Genomic DNA, 17899 nt, shown 5'->3' on the forward strand with positions numbered 1-17899 from the left:
AACGGCTCTGCAAGCCGGGTCCAGGAGCATGCCGGGCCGGCGCCCAAAGGCTGCCATCCGCAGGCCGATTTGGACGGCTGGATCGTTGAACTCACGCCGAGCAGCCTGGGGGCAAACCGCGTCGAACCCTAACGGGCCGTCGGCTACCCTTTGGACACGCAGAGGAGCCACGCCTTGCGCCGCTGGCACTCGTCATCGCAGCCAATGCCACCGCGACGACCTAGTTCCAATACTTGAAAACTCTCGCTGGACGGTTTGGCATCATGAACAGTCTTCTTTAGCGGCAGGCGCTTTAGCTGGCCCGAAACTTGGTTCGTGCCGTAAGGCGGTACATGTGCTATAGCTAATATTGGGTCGAGGGGACGACCATGAAAGGGAGGACCAACCATGAAGCCGCATGCCCTCAGCGCCCGCCGTATTGGCCTGCTTATGTTCTCGGTGTGTGCTTTCGGGCTGATGACGTCAGCCTCAATGCCCGCAGACAGCAAATTCGCCGTCGAGCCGGTGGTTGAGAAAAAGGTGAAGGAACTGCCCGCCGGACCGTTGTACTGGCGGCTGGATAATCTGCCAACGCTGGCGGAGGCCCAAAGCGCTGCAGGCCCGACCTCGCTTGCGGCGGAGATCGCAGGCAAGGTCTGGCTGTTCACGCTTGGACCGAAGGATGGCTCTACGACTGGCGGAACCAAGGTCGTCGAGATCGGACCGATCCCTCCGATCAGCGCAAGCGAGTATTTGCTGCGTGTCAACCGCGCCGGTGGAGCCCCCGGCGTCAAGACGAAAATCCATACGCATCCGGGACCGGAGGCCTTCTATGTGCTGGCCGGCAAGGTCGGCCAGAAAACGCCCCACGGAACGACCTATGCTGAAGCTGGCACGGCTATGATCGGACACGGGGCCAACACGCCTATGGAGGTGTTCAGCGCCGGCACAACCGATCTCGATGAGTTGGCCATCTTCGTGGTCGACGCCAATCAGCCGTTCTCGTCGCCGGCCAGCCTCGACTGAGGCGACATTTCCCCGGGGTGGTACTTCCGCTCTCGATCTGTTGCAGACAGCCAGTCAACGAGCTGCGAATGTCTGCCCGGGTCGAACTCCGGTCGTTCAGGGTGTTGGGTTTTGACCTCAACGCCATCGGCACCATTCTCTCAGAAGTGGAACGCAAGAACGGCTCATATGAGGACGCGCCAGCACCTTTTGTTAAAACCCTACCGGGCCGTCGGCTACCCTTTGGACACGCAGAGGAGCCACGCCTTGCGCCGCTGGCAATCGTCATCGCAGCCAATGCCACCGCGACGATCTAGTTCCAATACTTGAAAACTCTCCCTAGTCGGTTTGGCATCATGAACAGTTGCTCTGCATTGGTAAATCCAGCTTGATGGCCCATCGCCGTCCAAGTGTCGGCCGGCTCAGGAAAGTCAGCCAAGCGCATGTGGCTCTCCATCGCGGCGAATTCGCCATCTGTCACCGCTGCAAACGTAACCCGACACGCCGAAAATCGGTCGAGCCATTCAGCTCGGTTTTCTCCGTCAAGCAGTGTGGGCTCCCAGATCAGGAATATGCCACCTCGGTTCAACGCATCGTGCACATCTCTCATCAACCGAGCCTTCCCTTCAGGCTGCAGATGATGAAGCGACATTCCAATCCACACCACGTCGACTGGCACGGTCCAATCGGACAGCGCTTCAACGAAATCGCAACATCGTAGCTCGACAGGACATGCCAATACCTTCAGCGCTTCGCTCGCGAGTTCCAACGACTGTGCAGAAAGGTCGATGCCGTAATAGTGCTCGACAGAGGTTCCTTTGAGCGCCTCCGCCGACGCCATTGCGTCCCCACAAGCGATATCAAGAAACTTAAACGGTTTCGGCATTTGTTGACAAAGCACGTCGCGAAGGAGGCCATAGACCTCACGATGAAACATGAGGTTTTCGCCGACGATCTTTCGGTAAGCTGCCAACTGCCTGTTAAACAGCGCCTGGTTGTCCTCGGCGCCGAGCGAAGGTGTGTCTGCATTTCGACCCGTTCTCATTTGTTCCCCTCCAAACTGTCGCTCCGCGATAATTCGGAACCTTCAGCATGCAAATGCAGTGCGCGGTATACGGCCGTGTGAGCCGGCGTCGGCACGCCAAGCTCATTGCCGAGCGCGTGTAGGCGCCCCGACAGCCATGCGAGTTCGGTCGGCTTGCCTCGGGAGAAATCGATGGCCATCGAGGCTTGGGTCTCGGGCGGAAAGGTTCGCCATAGCGATATCGCGTTCTCAGCATATCCTTCCGCCATGGGGTGGCCCGCCGCCGACGCCACCGCCATTCCTTCGTCCCGCAACTGTTCTATGAAGATTCGGGATTCAGAATCGGCCAAGATCGGACCAATACCGGCGCGTATCAGGCTGGTCGCGCCAGAAAAGGCGCAAAGCGTGACGAACTTGGTCCAGAGCACCTGATCGACGTCATCAATCGTCTGCAGTTCGACGCCGATGGCGCGACTACATGCGTCTCTTAACAGTTCCATCCTAGCATCACCGCGTCCGCCGATTATGAACTGGGTGACGCCGCCACGGTGGACGACAAGGCCGGGCTCTTGGAGGTGAACTGAAACATAAGCTGCGCCCCCGACAATTTGCGAACGTGGCACAAATCGAGCAAGAATATCGGTGCTGTCTATGCCGTTCTGAAGTGTCAGGATTCTCGTCCCTGGCCCAACCAGCGGCACTATCGCCGCAGCCGCTTTTTCGATATCGTAAAGTTTGACTGCGAATACGACGATATCGACCAAGCTGATATCTGCGGGTGTTTCGGTCGCCATTACCTGGGGCAGCGTGATGTTGCCGAGCGGGCTCTCCAACCGCAAACCGTGCCGACGCATTGCTTCCAGGTGCGCGCCACGTGCGATGAACGCGACATCTTCCCCGGCCTGCGCGAGCCGCGCCCCGAGATACCCGCCAATTCCCCCCGAACCCATCATCGCGACTTGCATCGTTGTGCTCTCGGTCCCAACATTAGCCTCTGTTAGGATAGCACCTGTGCCCCGTTACGACACGGACCAATTTCTCACGCCATCCCGCGAGCCGAACTGGGCGAACGTCCGGTTCTGGCCAAACGTCACGATCACGGTGGAAGAAAGGGACCGAAGGTCCTTCGGGATCACAAGCCGAGCAAAGTAGCGGCCGTCGCGATTAAGGAGATTTCGAACTCGCCCCGCCATCGATTCCTTCCATTTTGTTACACGATTTGTAACATCAGAATGGACAAGACGCCTTGCGCGTCAAACGCTTGAGCGATTTCAAAGGGATAAGCTGGTGCTGCGAGAGAGGATTGAACTCTCGACCTCTCCCTTACCAAGGGAGTGCTCTACCACTGAGCTACCGCAGCCGCCGATGGCGGGGCTTCTGCCATATCGAACCGGCAAGCGCAAGGCCAAGACAAGGGGCACAAACGGGGCCGGGTTGAAAGGCCGCACCAGGCGGTTGCTGCGGACATGGCCGTGCCACAATGTTCGCTATCCCTTGATCCGCACCGGCGGGTCGCCGCCAGGGACGGAACGATGAACGGCAAGATAGTTTCTCCGAACAAGCCACCGAAGAAGGATGATCCAGCGAAAAAGGCCGGTCGCAAGGACCGGCTGGCCGAGCAGTTGCGCGCCAATTTGCAGAAGCGCAAGGCGCAATCGCGCTCGCGACGGATCGGCGACGCCGACAAGCGGCGCGCTGGCGAGGCCGACGAGCGGCCAGAGGGGCTGCAGGCGGCGATGAAAAAAGATTAATGCGAATCGGCTATGTTGGTCGCCGATATTTTGGCAAGTCGGCGTGGGCCAAAGTGGGGAATAGCCTGTTTCTTGAACCAAGCCGGCCAATGGTCTAGACGGGCCGCAACACACTCAACCGATTTAAACCGGCCTTTGCGCCGAGGGGACGCTCTTCATGGATCGCATCAGAATTGTCGGCGGCAACAAGCTTGCCGGAAGCATCCCGATCTCGGGCGCGAAAAACGCCGCGCTGCCGCTGATGATCGCCTCGCTTTTAACCGATGATACGCTGACGCTGGAAAACGTGCCGCATCTGGCCGATGTCGAGCAGCTGATCCGCATCCTCGGCAATCACGGCGTCGACTATTCGGTCAATGGCCGCCGCGAAAAGCAGCAGGAAGGCTATTCGCGGACCATCACTTTCTCGGCCCGCAACATCGTCGACACCACCGCGCCTTACGAGCTGGTGTCGAAGATGCGGGCGTCGTTCTGGGTGATCGGCCCGCTGCTGGCCCGCATGGGCGAGGCCAAGGTGTCGCTGCCCGGCGGCTGCGCCATCGGTACGCGCCCGGTCGACCTGTTCCTCGAAGGCCTGCAGGCGCTGGGCGCCGATATCGACGTCGACACCGGCTATGTCATCGCCAAGACCAGGAACGGCCGGCTTGTCGGCAACCGCTACGTGTTCCCGAAAGTCTCGGTCGGCGCCACCCATGTGCTGATGATGGCGGCCTCGCTGGCAAAGGGTGAGACGGTGCTGGAAAACGCCGCGCGCGAGCCGGAGATCGTCAACCTCGCCGAATGCCTCAACGCCATGGGCGCGAAGATCTCCGGCGCCGGCACGGCGACCATCACCATCGACGGCGTTGAGGCGCTGTCGGGCGCCCGCGTCAGAGTGATCCCCGACCGTATCGAGACCGGCACCTATGCGATGGCGGTGGCGATGACCGGCGGCGACGTCGTGCTGGAAGGCGCGCGGCCCGAGCTGTTGCAGACGGCGCTGGACATCATTTCGCAGACCGGTGCCGAGATCACGCAGACCAATTCCGGCATCCGCGTCAGGCGCAACGGTGCCGGCATTTCGCCGGTCGACGTGACGACGGCGCCCTTCCCGGCATTCCCGACCGATCTGCAGGCGCAGTTCATGGGCCTGATGACAATGGCCAAGGGCAAGTCTCGCATCACCGAGACGATCTTCGAAAACCGCTTCATGCACGTCCAGGAACTCGCCCGGCTCGGCGCCCACATCACGCTGTCCGGCCAGACGGCGATCGTCGACGGGGTGGCGAAGCTGAAGGGCGCGCCGGTCATGGCGACCGACCTTCGCGCCTCGGTGTCGCTGGTCATCGCCGGCCTTGCGGCCGAAGGCGAAACCACGGTCAACCGTGTCTATCATCTCGACCGCGGCTTCGAGCGGCTGGAGGAAAAGCTGTCCGGCTGCGGCGCGGAGATCGAGCGCATTTCGGGCTAGAGCCTTTCCGCAAGGCTTGCGGTCCGGTTGCGCGGATCGCCGAGACCGCCTAACAGAAGGCCAAATGTAAACCTTCGCAGGTGCGAATTCCGCATGAATGGCCTTAAGCTTGTCGCGCTCGACGATCAGGATCTGAGCATCATCTCGGCGCATGTCCAGGATGCCGTGATGAAGGTCAGCGATCTCGAATACCTGCCTTCGGTAAAGCGCTTCGTGCTGACCATGAACCGCTTCGTCTGGGAGGTGAAATCCGGCTTGTTGCGCCAGCACAATGAGCGGCGGCAGGCCGTGCTGCATTTCGACCGGGTGCTCGGCGCCAAGACCAGCGGCATTGCCCGCGACAAGCCCGACGACGTGCTGTCGCTACTGGCGATCAGCTTTCTCGCGCTCGACAAGCCGGCCGGCATCGTCGAGCTGATCTTTTCGGGCGGCGGCGCAATCATGCTCGATGTCGAATGCATCGAGGCGCGGCTTGCCGATGTCGGCGGCGCCTGGGAAGCGACGTCGCGCCCGGTCCACAGGGTTTGAACCGATGGCCATCACGCTACGCCAGTCCGACGCCGATTTCGAGCAGCGCTTTGCCGCGTTCCTGCTGACCAAGCGGGAAGTCTCGGCCGATGTCGACACCGTGGTGCGCGAGATCATCGCCAAGGTGCGCGCCGAGGGCGACGCGGCGCTTATCGGATACACGCAGAAATTCGGCGGCGGCGACCTCGCCAGGCTCGGGATCGCCGTCTCCAGGGACGACATTGCCAAAGCTTACGATGCCGCCGATCCACAGACGGTCGTGGCGCTGAAATTCGCGCGCGAGCGCATCCGCTCCCACCACCAGCGGCAGATGCCTAAAGATGATCGCTATACGGATGCCGCAGGTGTCGAGCTCGGCTCGCGCTGGACGGCGATCGAGGCGGTCGGGCTCTATGTGCCGGGGGGGACGGCGAGCTATCCGAGCTCGGTGCTGATGAACGCCGTGCCGGCCAAGGTCGCCGGCGTCGAGCGCATCGCCATGGTGGTGCCGGCCTCCGGCGGCGAGGTGCCGCCGCTGGTGCTGGTGGCGGCCGATCTTGCCGGCGTCTCCGAAATCTACCGCGTCGGCGGCGCCCAGGCGATCGCCGCCCTTGCCTATGGTACCGCGACGATAAAGCCCGTCGCCAAGATCGTCGGCCCCGGCAATGCCTATGTCGCGGCGGCCAAGCGCCAGGTGTTCGGCACGGTCGGCATCGACATGATCGCCGGCCCGTCGGAAGTGCTGGTCGTGGCCGACGGCAGCAACGATCCTGACTGGATCGCAGCCGACCTGCTCGCCCAGGCCGAGCATGACGTGTCGGCGCAGTCGATCCTGATCACCGACGATGCTGCCTTTGGCGCAGCGGTCGAACAGGCGGTCGAACGCCAGTTGCAGAACCTGCCGCGCGGAGAAACGGCGGCGGCGAGCTGGCGCGATTTCGGCGCCGTGATCCTGGTGCCGACGATCGAGGCGGCACTGCCGCTGGTCGACCGCATCGCGGCCGAACATGTCGAGCTTGCCATCGACGACCCAGAGGCCTTCCTGGCGCGGATGCGCAATGCCGGTGCGGTCTTTCTCGGCCGCCACACGCCGGAAGCTATCGGCGACTATGTCGCCGGTTCCAACCACGTGCTGCCGACGGCGCGCTCGGCGCGCTTTTCGTCCGGTCTTTCGGTGCTCGATTTCGTCAAGCGCACCTCGATCCTCAAGCTCGGGCCGGAGCAGTTGCGGGCGCTGGCGCCGGCGGCGATCACGCTTGCCAAGGCGGAAGGCCTCGACGCACATGGACGCTCCGTCGCCATACGGCTGAACATGTAGAAATGTCCGACTACGACCAAACCCGCGCGAGGCTGATCGATGTCGAGCTCGACGAGACGATCGGCCGCTCGACGCCCGATATCGAGCATGAGCGGGCGGTGGCAATCTTCGATCTGATCGAGGAGAACCGCTTCCAGCCGGTCAATGACGACGGCGCCGGGCCATACCGGCTGAAATTGTCGCTGGCCGAGTCGCGGCTGGTATTCGCGGTGACGCGCGAGGACGGCGCAACCGTGGTCACCCACATCCTGTCGCTGACGCCGCTTCGGCGCATCGTCAAGGATTACTACATGATCTGCGAAAGCTATTACGACGCCATCCGCACCGCGACGCCCAGCCATATCGAGGCGATCGACATGGGCCGGCGCGGCCTGCACAATGAAGGCTCGCAGACGCTGATGGACCGGCTTGCCGGCAAGATCGACATCGATTTCGACACGGCGCGCCGGCTGTTCACGCTGGTTTGCGTGCTGCACTGGCGAGGCTGAAACCTGGCCGCCCCGCTGCCCAGCCCGATCCTGCCCCGGTCGATCCTGCCCCGGTCGATCCTGTTTGTCTGCGGCATGAATGCCGTGCGCTCGCCGATGGCCGAACTGCTTGCGCGCAAGGTGCTTCCGCCTACCACCTTCGTCGCCTCGGCTGGGGTGCGCGGCGGCGAACGCGATCCGTTCGTCGATGCCGTGCTGGCCGAAGAAGGGCTGTCGCTCGGCGAACGGCACCCGAGAACGATGGACGACCTCGAGGACGATTATTTCGACCTGATCGTCACGCTGGCTCCGGAAGCCCACCACACCGCGCTCGAACTCACCCGCTCGCTGGCCGTCGAGGTCGAGTATTGGCCGATGCCCGACCCGACCGGCGTCAGCGGCACGCGCGAGCAGATCATGGCTGCCTATCGCGACGTACGCGAGCGGCTGAAGGCGCGGATCGGCCGCCGTTTTCTTGGCAACGGGGCTGAAAACGCCGCGGATTAAGCATGTTCACAAGCCGACGTTTATCATATAGGTTCCGCGCAACTTTCCGGCCGGGGCGCCGGAAGTACCCATCCAAGCAAAGGTATCGAATGCCGAAGGAAGAAGTCCTCGAGTTTCCGGGTGTCGTGACGGAATTGTTGCCCAACGCGATGTTCAGGGTCAAGCTCGAAAACGAGCATGAAATCATCGCCCATACGGCCGGCCGCATGCGCAAGAACCGCATCCGCGTTTTGACGGGCGACAAGGTCCTGGTCGAGATGACGCCCTACGACCTGACCAAGGGCCGCATCACCTACCGCTTCAAGTAAGTTCAAGGACCCGGCCGGGATCGCCATGGGCATTTTGCAGAAGCTCGTGCTTGCCTCGGGTTCGCCGCGCCGGATCGAGCTGTTGCAGCAAGCCGGCATAGAGCCGGACCGCGTGCTGCCGGCCGATGTCGACGAGACGCCGCTGCGCGCCGAACACCCGCGCTCGCTGGCCAAGCGCCTGGCGACGCAGAAGGCCGAGAAGGCGCTGGCCTCGCTGAAGACTGAACCCGACTACGCACCGAGCTTCGTGCTGGCCGCCGACACGGTGGTTGCCGTCGGGCGGCGCATCCTGCCCAAGGCCGAGACGCTCGACGACGCCGCCAACTGCCTTGGGCTGTTGTCCGGCCGTTCGCACCGGGTCTATTCCGGCATTTGCCTGATCACGCCTGGCGGCAAGCAGCGCTTGCGGCTGGTCGAGACCAGGGTGCGCTTCAAGCGGCTGCCGCGCGAGGAGATCGAGGCTTACATCGCGTCGGGGGAATGGCGCGGCAAGGCCGGCGGCTATGCCGTCCAGGGGCTTGCCGGCGCCTTCGTCGTCAAGCTTGTCGGCTCCTACACCAACGTCGTCGGCCTGCCGCTTTACGAGACGGTAGCGCTGCTCAGCGGCGAAGGATTCAAGGTGCACGCCAACTGGCTATCGGGTGCGCGGCCATGAGCCCGGACGACAAGGTCACGCCGTTGCGGCCCAGGCGGCCCTGCCCCGAATGCGGCAAGCCATCAGCGCGGGAAACCTACCCGTTCTGCTCGACGCGCTGCAAGGACATCGACCTCAACCGCTGGCTGAAGGGCGTCTACGTCATCCCGGGCCGCGACGACGAGGACGACAACGACGACTAGAAATAGCGCCGTCCGCCTGCGGTTTTTCCACAGGCTAGGGACGGTTTCGCAGCCGCGATCGTGATCGATGATCGGCCTTGCGGCCTGCCTGTCGTTTCCCGCCTGAACAATGTCCAGAACCTGTTCCATCCGGGTAGTGTCGGACGGAACAGGCTCTGGCGTTTTCTTTGGGCATGATCTTTTCCGAAAACCGGATTCCACTTTTCGGGATCATGCTTTTTGTCCGAGCATGATCTTTTTCCGAAAACCGGATTCCACTTTTCGGGATCATGCTCTAAGCGCTGGACAGGCCGGATTCCCGTGCTATAACCCACGCGCTTTCAAGGGGTGCCGACGGCGCTTTCATGAACCCGGTGTGCAGATTGCCGCCCGCCGGAGCAGGCCCAGATAGCTCAGTTGGTAGAGCAGCGGACTGAAAATCCGCGTGTCGGTGGTTCGAATCCGCCTCTGGGCACCATCCCCCCTTCTCCCGACAGTCTCTTTCGCCGAAGCATCTACGCTCAACTAGCTGGAATCATTGGTGATTTTGGCACGCAAGGCGCGGTTGGTCGGGTTTTGTGGGATTTCGGCGTAGTTGGTCCAACGAGGCGGAGGGCTGGTATTTTCGCTGGTATTGGAGATCCTGATGGTATCGATGCAGCCAAATGGAGGTCCCGAAAATGGCCCTTTCCGACGTGAAATGCCGAAATGCCCGACCCGCTTCCAAGCTCGTGAAATTGACTGACGGAGGCGGGCTCCAGCTTTGGGTGCAGCCTACTGGATCTCGCCTATGGCGCCTCGCCTATCGTTTTGGCGGCAAGCAGAAGCTTTTGGCGTTGGGCAGCTATCCCCTCATCTCCCTCGCTGAGGCACGCGAGGCGCGCGATACCGCCAAACGTCTCCTCCTACGTGGCATCGACCCCGCACAAGAGCGTAAGTTGCAAAAGGCTTTGGCAGAGGACACCTTTCGGTCAATCGCGGAGGACTACGTCGACAAGCTGAAGAAGGAGGGACGTGCCGACCGGACCATCACCAAGGTCAAATGGTTGCTCGACTTTGCCTATCCAACGTTTGGGGACAAAAGCGTTCGGGAGATCGATCCGGCCACAATTCTTGCCGCTCTCCGCAGCGTGGAGGTTCGCGGTCGATACGAGTCGGCCAGGCGACTGCGCTCCACCATCGGCAGCGTGTTTCGATATGCAATCGCAACCGCACGCGCCGATGTAGATCCGACGGTCGCCCTGAGGGGCGCACTCGTCGGTCCGACGGTCACGCCGCGAGCCGCGGTTACCGATCCTAAGGCCTTGGGAGGCTTGCTGAGGGCGATCAATGCATTTGACGGACAGCCTACAACCCGAGCCGCCCTGAAGCTGATGGCCCTGCTGTTTCCCCGCCCCGGCGAGCTGCGCGCGGCCGGATGGGACGAGTTCGATTTCGAAAGCTCGGTTTGGACCATCCCTGAAGGACGCATGAAGATGCGACGGCCGCACCGCGTACCCCTTGCAACGCAGGCCGTCAGCGCCCTGACCTCGCTTAGAGAAATCTCTGGTGGTGGGTTGCTGCTGTTTCCTAGTGTTCGATCGGGTTCGCGTCCGATTTCCGACAACACGCTTAACGCCGCCCTGCGCCGCATGGGCTACGGTAAGGAAGAAGCTACCGCGCACGGTTTTCGAGCAACGGCATCGACTCTGCTAAACGAATGCGGAAAGTGGCATCCGGACGCCATAGAGCGGCAGCTGGCCCATGTTGAGAGCAACGACGTTCGTCGCGCCTACGCCCGGGCAGAGCACTGGGAAGAGCGCGTAAAGATGATGCAATGGTGGGCCGATTATCTGGATGAACTCGAGAGCAAAAACGCGCGGGTGAAAATTACCGGCGGTTGAAGGCCCCTAAAACTGGGCCATCTACGGTCTGGCGAACCCAATGACCAAGACGAATGGTGATTTGCAGCGCTATACCACTGTACTGATTAAATTCTGCGAGAGGGTGATCCCTCCCGCTTTCGGGATACATTAACACTGCCCAAACTTCCAGTGAAGCCAAGCATTCTGACTCGAATTCGGCCCATGCATGGCGGGAAGTGAAAGTGAGCTTTGCGCCCTCATCTCGGTCATTGAAGTTGGTTCTGTCGCTGCCTCATAGCGGACGCTCCGGGGTGGCCACGCTGCAGGTTGTGACCTCCCACTGAACTTTCATCCAGCAGCAATTAGAGCCTCGACCGTTTCTGTTACGCTGTAGGGCGCGGGTTGAGCAACCGGCGGAGACGCGAAGCCCTTATCGAGCGGAGCGTCGGAGGCGGTTGCGGTCAGGGTTCCGGCCAACGCCGCCGGGGTCTGGTATGCTAGCGAGGAATGTGGCCTCGCGGTGTTGAAATCCTCCTCCATTCGGCGATGGCGCTCCGCGCATGATCGATGCCGAAGAAGAGGCTCTCGTTCAGCAGCTCGTCCCGCATGCGGCCATTGAAGGATCCGACGTAGCCTTTTTGCATCGGCTTGCTTGGCGCGATGTAGTACCATTCGAAATGGTGGTCCTTCGACCAGGCAAGGATGGCGTTCGAGGTGAACACGGTGCCGTGGTCGGAAACGATCATGTCCGGCTTGCCGCGACGGCTGATCAGATCGGTCAGCTCACGTGCCACCCGATGACCGGAGATCGGCGTGTCCGGGATCGCGGCCAGGCATTCGCGCGTCACGTCATCGACGATGTTCAGCACGTGGAAGCGCCGTCCGCAGGCAAACTGGTCGTGCACGAAGTCCAAGGCCAGCGCGCATTCGGTCTCGTCTCAACCAGGATCGGCGCTCTCGTGCCCACCGCTCGTCGCCACGCCCAGCGCTTGCGAACCGTCAGCCCTTCCTCCCGGGTAGAGCCGATAGATGCGGTTGATCCCTGACGGCTTGCCCTTCCGCCGCAGCAGGATGAACAACCGCCGATAGCCAACCGGCGCGTTCATTGGCAAGATCCCGTAGCCGGCCGCGCAGTTCGGTCTCCGGCGGACGGCATGACTGGTAGCGGATCACCTTGCGATCGGCACCGACGAAGGAACAGGCCCGACGCTCTGATAGGCCCATGACGGCCTACAGATGCGCGACGGCTTCGCGATTGGCGGCGGGCCCTACCATTTTGTGACAGAAGCTCGCGAAGTGCCGAGGCTTCCAGCATCTGGTCGGCGAGCAGCTTCTTCAGCTTCGCATTCTCGTCTTCAAGGGCCCTCAGGCGCTTGGCGTCGGATACGTCCATCCCGCCATACTTCGCCTTGTGCCTGCGGGCCAGATCGCCCGTTTTCGCGCCCGCCTCGTGCTCGCGCAGAACCGCAATGATCTGCTCTTCCGTAAACAGCTTCCACTTCATCAGTCCGTCCTTCAGTCAAGGCCGGACTCTAACTCCATGTGAAGGAAAAACTCATTGGCAGGTCAAGGTGTGCCCATTGTCGCCAGCGTAACCGGCGATGCCGCTGGTCAGGAAGTCTCGCGCCCAGGTGTCGCAGGCTATCTCTCTTCATGCACCTGCTGCTTGCTTTCCTCGGCCCGGGACATGATGTTTTGAATTCGTGGAGGAGCGCGAGGGCCAGTGCGAGCGCGACGAGATCGAACGCAGCCATTTGCTGGTGGTCGCCGAGGCCTGGTGACGTAACAGGCTAAATTGCGTATGTCCAAGATTGAGGCCGTCGACCGCTATCTGCGCACCAGTGAACTCGGCCCTTCTTGATCCAGAAATGTGCGAATGAACCATCAAGTTGGCGCACGGAAGGATGCACGGTCGGCCTGCCTAGGATGTCCGCCGTGATTTTCCAATGCGGACGGCGCTTTTCCATCAGGGAAAGCTGGATAATCTCGGAGAGGTCGGCGGGGCACCGGAAGTAGGCCCATTTCTGATAATCGTTCCCGCCCACGATATAGATCTTGCCCGATTTCATGTCTCCCGGTTCCGGGTGATCCGTGATCGTCAAGGCGACAAAATCCGGCGCCTGAATCAGCCGCAGTTGAACCAGCAGCCACAGCAGTATCGACGCGATCACCTGCATCAGCCGATCCTTCCAAGAAAGGGCTCAATGTCACCTTCGCCCCAGATCGCATCCGATCCGCAGACGGCACAACCCGGTTTTGATTTGTGCCCAAACCGGCGATCTTCATTGAGATGAAACTTGCGTACCCGATTGGCGGCTGAGCCGTCCTCGCCGCGGAAGCCTTGTAGCCGGTGAATCAGTTCGTTGATGCCCTGGCAGGCGAGTTCCGTCGTGAAGGTCACGACCGCAGGAGCGGGGTCGCCGCCGCCGGCGACATAGGCCTCTGCCTTGCGCTGCTCATATTCTTCGGGGTCTTCCCGCTTGAGTGCTTCCGCCCGTGCGATCTCAGGGTCGATGACACCCCGGCAAACGAGGCAGGTTTCGGGGGGCATCAGCACGGTGGCGCGCCCGTCCAGCGCATTCACCTTTGGGACTTCCTGATCGTCAACGTCGATGGCCAGGCCGATGTCGAATACGGGTATCAAGTAGTAATAGGCAAACCGGTTGAGGAACAACCGGCCTTCATGGTCGTCGGTGCAACCGAATATCACATCGGATGACCGCAAGGCGTCACGGCAACCCGGGTCGCCGACCCAGGCTTCGATGGGGACCGTCCGCACACCAAGCCCGAGGCGCGAGATTTCCCGTGCCACGACTTCCACTTTTGGTCGCATCGCATCCGCATCGCTCTGCGTGGATCCGTGTAGTCGATTGAGATTCGTCTGGTCGACGATATCGTTATCGATCAGAACGATCTGACCCACCCCGAGACGCGAGAGCAGCATTGCGACGGCGCTTCCCGTTCCGCCGCATCCGACCACACCGACCCGCAATTTTCTCAGGTCTTCATTGAGGGCCTTGCCGAACGCCAGTGCCTGTCGTTGCAGGGCCGGTGCCGGGAGCCCGCTCCCCCTGTCGGGATAGTGAAGAGCAAATCGGTTGCCGTAGACCCGGACCATCCGAAGTGGTTCGTGAGCGCCTTCATTGGGGAAGAGCCAGACCCGACCGGAGAGCTTTCCATCCGCCGTCAAAATGACGCTGAGCATTTTCGTACCGGCGCCATTCCGATTCACCGCCAATTGTACGAGATCAGGCTCGTTGCGATCATCCTGCTCGGAAAATTCCGTCATGCCCGAAGGGTGATTGTGAACGATTGCCACCACCTGCGATTTCGCTTCGGCTTGCTTGAGCAACTGCACGAAAGACGTGGTCGTCCAGGTGACAACGTTCGATGTCGATTCCACGACGTGATCGTCGGGAACCGTCACGACCTGTTCGACAATGAATTTCTCGTGCGCTTCCCGGTCCCAGGGATCGCGGCGAATGTCTGCCCAGCTGCAAAGCAGATATGCGGCATGTTCACAGCCATCCGGGCGCAGCAAATGATTGCGCAGTTCTTCCAGATGACTGTCCCGGAGTGAGAGGCTGTACGTCGTCATGCAGCCTTCTCCAAGGCGTCTTCGATTCGCTTGATCATGGTCCAGATGCCGTCCACACCGGACCGCCACTCATTGTTATGACGCGACCACCGTTGCCAGTTCTTTCCGGCAAACGTAACCGGCCGATCGGCTTTGTTCGGGTATTTGCCGCCTTTGATCAGTTTCACCCACGGCATCAAGTGAAACATGTCCGGCGCAACGTCAGGATATCCGGCAGGCAGGATGATCAGGACATCGGCGCACTCCGCATCGAAACGGCCGTCAGGCAACGGACGGCCTTTCAGGATTATTCCCTTCTTGTTGCCGTCCTGAACCTCTTCGTACGCGATATGTTTGCTGGTCAGATATTCGACATCGGCCGCCGGAAGAAACGTCATTCCCTCAGCCCTCCGTGGTTGTCTTCTTGCCAGTGAAGAACCGTTCGGTGCCCTTCGGCGTCAGAATGATCTCCTGATTGTCACCGACCGGAATATCCTCGGGACCCGGAACATCCTGCCAGGCCTCGAAGCTGTTCTGATCAACGCCGACCAGATTCTTAATCTCCGCGCCGGTGATGACGGGTTTGGGCCAATCGTAGGGGCGGCGGTCGATAATGATCTTGTAGGTATCACCATGACCATGACCATGACCATGACCGTGTTCATTTTCGTGCGGCATTTTCCAAACTCCTTTTTGTCGTTTCGTTGGGGTTAGTTCTTCGGCGGAAACGGATCATGACCATGGCTGTCACGCGCCCGGATGCGACCGTCGCGCCCATGAATGAAAAGCTCCGACTCCTGATGGCGGGAGATCTCCCGGGCGCGGTCGATGGCTTCGCGCTGCGTATCGTGCGTCGAGGTCACGCGGTTCGATCCTTCCGCCCGAACTGCCCATTCACCGTGGTGAGGGACAACATGCTGATTACGTCTACTCATAGTCTGGGTCCTTTCATTTTGCTCGACGATGCAAATCCGCCGATCTGCTAATTAGCGTAAAACGGATGCAAAAAAAACGCAAGCCGTTTGGATGGCCGCCGCTATTTCGGTTGCGACAGGGCATCAAATAGGGACGGTCCGGCACTCTGCGCCCCCAGAATTCCGAGCTTCAGCAAGCGTATCCGCGCGGCGTCCGCCGAAACCTGAAACGCTGCTCTGATCGCCTCGCTCAACGCGCGGCCGTGCGAATCGGTTTGTCCGACAACGCCATAAAGGCCGTTCGATTCGCAATATTCCCGGACGACCTCACGAACCTTGGAAACTGGCATAAGAATAGCGCCCGAGATGTAACCGGCCTGCCATTCCATCCAGTCGGTCTGGGGCGCGTTCAGCATTGTATCCCGGAAACACACCTGCATATTGGCGCTGGGATTGCGCTTAAGCAGATCAGGAGCAGGCGGTTCCATATCCCACAGATAGGCGTGAAAACGGACATGCCCGTATTCGTGCGCGAGGGTGGTCCGCAGCCTATTCTCGCGGTTGTCATCAAGGGCCAACTTGTCCGAGATCATTACGCGCGGCTTGCGCCCCGGCTGGAAATGCGTCAGCCCTTCGACATGAAGCCCATACTGAGACAGGTCCGCATATTGATCGAGCGCTTCGGTGTCTTGTTCGATGAGCACGGTGAGATCGTCGGTCGATATTGGATATCGGACCTCTCCGTAGCGTTCCTTGAGAAAGCTGCTGATGATGGACTCGCATTGGCGGTCCAGTTCCTCTGGCTTGTAATGCGGCCGCTGCGAAAATCGGCCCGTGCGGTCAGGGACGTATCGCACCATCAGTTTTTCCTTCCCTTCGTCGGGCCGCCGCGAAATGCGACCATCAGGTCCGTCACTTCTTTTTCCGAGAGTTTCTTGTCGCGTACGTCCGCAGGAAAACGGCCGGCAAGGTAATAGAGCCAGTCCTGCTCTATCCCGAGTGCGTCAGCGAACTGGTGAACCATGCGATCAGAGGAAGGACTGCGGCGGTCATGCTCGATATCGTTGAGATATTGAGGCGATATGGCATCTCCATCCTCCCGGAGAATACGCGAGGCGAGATCCTTCAGGCTCCAGCCCTTCGCCTTTCTGGCCTCGCTGATCGCACCACCGAATGTCTTTTGAGCCATGGAAAATGAAGCTCCTTCTCACAACGCAAATACGCGGATCAGCGTAGCGTGGGCCCGGAATCCGGTCAAGCGGATTGTCTTTTGGCCGGCTCTATCGCTGCCAAGCGCAGCGGTAATTGAACGAGCCAATCCACGCCTCATGAAAGCGTGGAATCAGCCGAACAGTCTGCTCGACAAGGGGATCGTCGATCGCCTCCGGATTGCCGTGAACAAACGCGTTTCGTCGCTTTTGCAGGTGTTCGAGGTGGCTGGCCACATCGGCGAAGCCAAGGTCGGTGAGATCCTGCGCGTAGGTCGTTCCAAAAAGGATGCGGTGCACTTGATCAAGGCGTCTGCCGATCATCCCGTATCGCCCGAGCAGATCACGCGCAACCGCTTCGGGAAGCCGTTCCGTAGCCGCCTCGTAATACCAATCCATCAACGTTTCAAAGTAGGTCCAGAAGACCAGCGCGACCAGCACCCTTCCCGACGGTTCCTTGTTACGAGGCAGGTTGTTCGGATCGGTAGCGGAAAGCGGGCGAAGCCAGTCCCGATGCATGATCTGCAGCATGACGTAAGGCGACCAGTCGAGCGCGCCGGGCAGCGTGCGCTGATACGATACGATTTCACAGTCTACGATAACCGGTTCCGGCTCGCTATAGTCCGCTGCGCAGACCGGGCAGGGCGTATCGGCGTCCATGAGCGCATGGCATGCTCCGCACCGAATACGGTTTTGCCATGCTCCCCACCACCAGTCCCATTCGTCACACTGATCCGTCATGCGTAGTGTCCGTTAGCTTGAGCGCATAGCGCCGCAGCGCCCAGATCGCTAATCGGCTGAGGCTTTCGAGGTCAGCCGCAAAATCCGCTTCCTGCATCACAAGTCCTGGAACGAGCGCCTGCGCCTTGCTCGCGGGCATGCCGATGCGAAGGCCTGCGGCCTAGGCGGCGGCGTCCGCGGCCAGGATTGCCCGTCGTCGTCCGTCACCCTAAACGTCGGTTGAGGCAGATGGAAGCGATCGCGTGAAGGGTCCGCTTCACGCAATTGAATGCAGGGAAGCGTACAGGCAGCTACCGGCCCGAACGCGTACGTCTGAGTAATGGCTCACTGATCGCCAGCTCAGCGAAAAGCCGTCCGCCGACTTGCCGCACGGATTGCTCTCCTGCCGGAATGCCCCCGTTCACACGTTGCTGCCAGTTTACGCCGAGCGAACTAGTCAGGCCGCTTCCGCTTAACGAGGCTCGTCTTATTTTAGCCCAACAC

General features: G+C 60.8%; 22 protein-coding genes, 2 tRNA genes and 1 pseudogene. 13 read left to right on the forward strand and 12 right to left on the reverse strand.

Annotated elements, in window-relative coordinates; genetic code table 11:
- Positions 1 to 387: 387 nt before the first annotated feature.
- Positions 388 to 1005 carry a cupin domain-containing protein gene (locus tag AC0L2P_RS00375; RefSeq protein WP_473499123.1) on the forward strand — a complete coding sequence of 206 codons (618 nt, stop codon included), beginning with the start codon at positions 388 to 390 and terminating at the stop codon, positions 1003 to 1005.
- Positions 1006 to 1073: 68 nt separating this feature from the next.
- Positions 1074 to 1301: a hypothetical protein gene (locus AC0L2P_RS00380; protein ID WP_473499125.1), complete on the forward strand. Its 228-nt coding sequence runs from the start codon at positions 1074 to 1076 to the stop codon at positions 1299 to 1301.
- On the opposite strand, the gene AC0L2P_RS00385 is transcribed toward AC0L2P_RS00380, so the two are convergent.
- From AC0L2P_RS00385 to AC0L2P_RS00395, 3 genes are all read right to left on the reverse strand, one after another.
- On the reverse strand, positions 1298 to 2029 hold the full coding sequence (locus tag AC0L2P_RS00385) for a class I SAM-dependent methyltransferase (RefSeq protein ID WP_473499127.1): 732 nt from the start codon (positions 2027 to 2029) through the stop codon (positions 1298 to 1300). The two genes, AC0L2P_RS00380 and AC0L2P_RS00385, sit on opposite strands and share 4 nt — an antisense overlap.
- Positions 2026 to 2973 carry a ketopantoate reductase family protein gene (locus tag AC0L2P_RS00390; protein WP_473499129.1) on the reverse strand — a complete coding sequence of 316 codons (948 nt, stop codon included), beginning with the start codon at positions 2971 to 2973 and terminating at the stop codon, positions 2026 to 2028. The genes AC0L2P_RS00385 and AC0L2P_RS00390 overlap by 4 nt, the downstream gene beginning before the upstream one ends.
- 320 nt (positions 2974 to 3293) lie before the next feature.
- Positions 3294 to 3368 (reverse strand) — tRNA-Thr (locus tag AC0L2P_RS00395).
- Between the two features lie 172 nt (positions 3369 to 3540).
- Here AC0L2P_RS00395 and AC0L2P_RS00400 point away from each other — a divergent pair.
- The 11 genes from AC0L2P_RS00400 (at position 3541) to AC0L2P_RS00450 (ending at position 11015) form a co-directional block, all read left to right on the forward strand.
- A complete protein-coding gene (locus tag AC0L2P_RS00400) occupies positions 3541 to 3759 on the forward strand; it encodes a hypothetical protein (protein ID WP_473499131.1) in 219 nt (72 codons plus the stop codon).
- Between the two features lie 157 nt (positions 3760 to 3916).
- A complete protein-coding gene (murA, locus tag AC0L2P_RS00405) occupies positions 3917 to 5209 on the forward strand; it encodes a UDP-N-acetylglucosamine 1-carboxyvinyltransferase (RefSeq protein WP_473499133.1) in 1293 nt (430 codons plus the stop codon).
- Positions 5210 to 5302: 93 nt separating this feature from the next.
- A complete protein-coding gene (locus AC0L2P_RS00410) occupies positions 5303 to 5737 on the forward strand; it encodes a DUF2948 family protein (protein ID WP_473499135.1) in 435 nt (144 codons plus the stop codon).
- 4 nt (positions 5738 to 5741) lie between these two features.
- Complete coding sequence (hisD, locus tag AC0L2P_RS00415) at positions 5742 to 7034, forward strand: histidinol dehydrogenase (protein WP_473499137.1); 1293 nt, start codon at positions 5742 to 5744, stop codon at positions 7032 to 7034.
- Between the two features lie 2 nt (positions 7035 to 7036).
- Positions 7037 to 7522 carry a UPF0262 family protein gene (locus AC0L2P_RS00420; protein ID WP_473499139.1) on the forward strand — a complete coding sequence of 162 codons (486 nt, stop codon included), beginning with the start codon at positions 7037 to 7039 and terminating at the stop codon, positions 7520 to 7522.
- A 30-nt stretch (positions 7523 to 7552) separates the two neighbouring features.
- Complete coding sequence (locus AC0L2P_RS00425; protein WP_473499636.1) at positions 7553 to 8008, forward strand: arsenate-mycothiol transferase ArsC; 456 nt, start codon at positions 7553 to 7555, stop codon at positions 8006 to 8008.
- Between the two features lie 89 nt (positions 8009 to 8097).
- Entirely contained in the window at positions 8098 to 8316 is a 219-nt protein-coding gene (infA, locus tag AC0L2P_RS00430) for a translation initiation factor IF-1 (RefSeq protein WP_006200926.1), read from the forward strand.
- A 25-nt stretch (positions 8317 to 8341) separates the two neighbouring features.
- The gene (locus AC0L2P_RS00435; RefSeq protein ID WP_473499141.1) at positions 8342 to 8971 is read left to right on the forward strand and encodes a Maf-like protein; all 630 of its coding nucleotides are present in this window, start codon (positions 8342 to 8344) and stop codon (positions 8969 to 8971) included.
- Positions 8968 to 9153: a DNA gyrase inhibitor YacG gene (gene yacG / locus AC0L2P_RS00440; RefSeq protein ID WP_473499143.1), complete on the forward strand. Its 186-nt coding sequence runs from the start codon at positions 8968 to 8970 to the stop codon at positions 9151 to 9153. Before AC0L2P_RS00435 ends, yacG begins: the two co-directional genes overlap by 4 nt.
- Before the next feature lie 381 nt (positions 9154 to 9534).
- Positions 9535 to 9610, forward strand: a tRNA-Phe gene (locus AC0L2P_RS00445).
- Positions 9611 to 9812: 202 nt separating this feature from the next.
- The gene (locus tag AC0L2P_RS00450) at positions 9813 to 11015 is read left to right on the forward strand and encodes a tyrosine-type recombinase/integrase (protein WP_473499145.1); all 1203 of its coding nucleotides are present in this window, start codon (positions 9813 to 9815) and stop codon (positions 11013 to 11015) included.
- A 309-nt stretch (positions 11016 to 11324) separates the two neighbouring features.
- Here AC0L2P_RS00450 and AC0L2P_RS00455 read toward each other — a convergent pair.
- From AC0L2P_RS00455 to AC0L2P_RS00495, 9 genes and pseudogenes are all read right to left on the reverse strand, one after another.
- Positions 11325 to 12480 (reverse strand): annotated as a pseudogene (locus AC0L2P_RS00455) (IS3 family transposase).
- Positions 12481 to 12766: 286 nt separating this feature from the next.
- The gene (locus AC0L2P_RS00460) at positions 12767 to 13153 is read right to left on the reverse strand and encodes a ubiquitination-like system serine protease family protein (RefSeq protein ID WP_473499147.1); all 387 of its coding nucleotides are present in this window, start codon (positions 13151 to 13153) and stop codon (positions 12767 to 12769) included.
- A complete protein-coding gene (locus AC0L2P_RS00465) occupies positions 13153 to 14574 on the reverse strand; it encodes a ThiF family adenylyltransferase (protein WP_473499149.1) in 1422 nt (473 codons plus the stop codon). Before AC0L2P_RS00465 ends, AC0L2P_RS00460 begins: the two co-directional genes overlap by 1 nt.
- Positions 14571 to 14951 carry an E2/UBC family protein gene (locus AC0L2P_RS00470; RefSeq protein ID WP_473499151.1) on the reverse strand — a complete coding sequence of 127 codons (381 nt, stop codon included), beginning with the start codon at positions 14949 to 14951 and terminating at the stop codon, positions 14571 to 14573. The genes AC0L2P_RS00465 and AC0L2P_RS00470 overlap by 4 nt, the downstream gene beginning before the upstream one ends.
- A gap of 4 nt (positions 14952 to 14955) precedes the next feature.
- Positions 14956 to 15231: a multiubiquitin domain-containing protein gene (locus AC0L2P_RS00475; RefSeq protein WP_473499153.1), complete on the reverse strand. Its 276-nt coding sequence runs from the start codon at positions 15229 to 15231 to the stop codon at positions 14956 to 14958.
- A 32-nt stretch (positions 15232 to 15263) separates the two neighbouring features.
- Positions 15264 to 15488, reverse strand: coding sequence for a DUF2188 domain-containing protein (locus AC0L2P_RS00480; protein ID WP_473499155.1), 225 nt, complete (start codon positions 15486 to 15488; stop codon positions 15264 to 15266).
- 101 nt (positions 15489 to 15589) lie between these two features.
- Positions 15590 to 16327 carry an ImmA/IrrE family metallo-endopeptidase gene (locus tag AC0L2P_RS00485; RefSeq protein ID WP_473499157.1) on the reverse strand — a complete coding sequence of 246 codons (738 nt, stop codon included), beginning with the start codon at positions 16325 to 16327 and terminating at the stop codon, positions 15590 to 15592.
- Positions 16327 to 16656 (reverse strand): helix-turn-helix domain-containing protein, encoded by a 330-nt coding sequence (locus AC0L2P_RS00490; RefSeq protein ID WP_473499159.1) that lies wholly within the window; start codon positions 16654 to 16656, stop codon positions 16327 to 16329. The genes AC0L2P_RS00485 and AC0L2P_RS00490 overlap by 1 nt, the downstream gene beginning before the upstream one ends.
- A gap of 91 nt (positions 16657 to 16747) precedes the next feature.
- Positions 16748 to 17335: a hypothetical protein gene (locus tag AC0L2P_RS00495; RefSeq protein ID WP_473499161.1), complete on the reverse strand. Its 588-nt coding sequence runs from the start codon at positions 17333 to 17335 to the stop codon at positions 16748 to 16750.
- Between the last annotated feature and the right edge of the window lie 564 nt (positions 17336 to 17899).

It is taken from the genome of Mesorhizobium sp. WSM4836 (genome assembly GCF_055811815.1).

Excerpts from the sequence above, each read along its gene's own strand:
- AC0L2P_RS00375 (WP_473499123.1), top strand. The coding sequence starts at position 388 with ATGAAGCCGCATGCCCTCAGCGCCCGCCGTATTGGCCTGCTTATGTTC.
- AC0L2P_RS00380 (WP_473499125.1), top strand. The coding sequence starts at position 1,074 with ATGTCTGCCCGGGTCGAACTCCGGTCGTTCAGGGTGTTGGGTTTTGAC.
- AC0L2P_RS00385 (WP_473499127.1), bottom strand. The coding sequence starts at position 2,029 with ATGAGAACGGGTCGAAATGCAGACACACCTTCGCTCGGCGCCGAGGAC.
- AC0L2P_RS00390 (WP_473499129.1), bottom strand. The coding sequence starts at position 2,973 with ATGCAAGTCGCGATGATGGGTTCGGGGGGAATTGGCGGGTATCTCGGG.
- AC0L2P_RS00400 (WP_473499131.1), top strand. The coding sequence starts at position 3,541 with ATGAACGGCAAGATAGTTTCTCCGAACAAGCCACCGAAGAAGGATGAT.
- murA (WP_473499133.1), top strand. The coding sequence starts at position 3,917 with ATGGATCGCATCAGAATTGTCGGCGGCAACAAGCTTGCCGGAAGCATC.
- AC0L2P_RS00410 (WP_473499135.1), top strand. The coding sequence starts at position 5,303 with ATGAATGGCCTTAAGCTTGTCGCGCTCGACGATCAGGATCTGAGCATC.
- hisD (WP_473499137.1), top strand. The coding sequence starts at position 5,742 with ATGGCCATCACGCTACGCCAGTCCGACGCCGATTTCGAGCAGCGCTTT.
- AC0L2P_RS00420 (WP_473499139.1), top strand. The coding sequence starts at position 7,037 with ATGTCCGACTACGACCAAACCCGCGCGAGGCTGATCGATGTCGAGCTC.
- infA (WP_006200926.1), top strand. The coding sequence starts at position 8,098 with ATGCCGAAGGAAGAAGTCCTCGAGTTTCCGGGTGTCGTGACGGAATTG.
- AC0L2P_RS00435 (WP_473499141.1), top strand. The coding sequence starts at position 8,342 with ATGGGCATTTTGCAGAAGCTCGTGCTTGCCTCGGGTTCGCCGCGCCGG.
- yacG (WP_473499143.1), top strand. The coding sequence starts at position 8,968 with ATGAGCCCGGACGACAAGGTCACGCCGTTGCGGCCCAGGCGGCCCTGC.
- AC0L2P_RS00450 (WP_473499145.1), top strand. The coding sequence starts at position 9,813 with ATGGCCCTTTCCGACGTGAAATGCCGAAATGCCCGACCCGCTTCCAAG.
- AC0L2P_RS00460 (WP_473499147.1), bottom strand. The coding sequence starts at position 13,153 with ATGCAGGTGATCGCGTCGATACTGCTGTGGCTGCTGGTTCAACTGCGG.
- AC0L2P_RS00465 (WP_473499149.1), bottom strand. The coding sequence starts at position 14,574 with ATGACGACGTACAGCCTCTCACTCCGGGACAGTCATCTGGAAGAACTG.
- AC0L2P_RS00470 (WP_473499151.1), bottom strand. The coding sequence starts at position 14,951 with ATGACGTTTCTTCCGGCGGCCGATGTCGAATATCTGACCAGCAAACAT.
- AC0L2P_RS00475 (WP_473499153.1), bottom strand. The coding sequence starts at position 15,231 with ATGCCGCACGAAAATGAACACGGTCATGGTCATGGTCATGGTCATGGT.
- AC0L2P_RS00480 (WP_473499155.1), bottom strand. The coding sequence starts at position 15,488 with ATGAGTAGACGTAATCAGCATGTTGTCCCTCACCACGGTGAATGGGCA.
- AC0L2P_RS00485 (WP_473499157.1), bottom strand. The coding sequence starts at position 16,327 with ATGGTGCGATACGTCCCTGACCGCACGGGCCGATTTTCGCAGCGGCCG.
- AC0L2P_RS00490 (WP_473499159.1), bottom strand. The coding sequence starts at position 16,656 with ATGGCTCAAAAGACATTCGGTGGTGCGATCAGCGAGGCCAGAAAGGCG.
- AC0L2P_RS00495 (WP_473499161.1), bottom strand. The coding sequence starts at position 17,335 with ATGGACGCCGATACGCCCTGCCCGGTCTGCGCAGCGGACTATAGCGAG.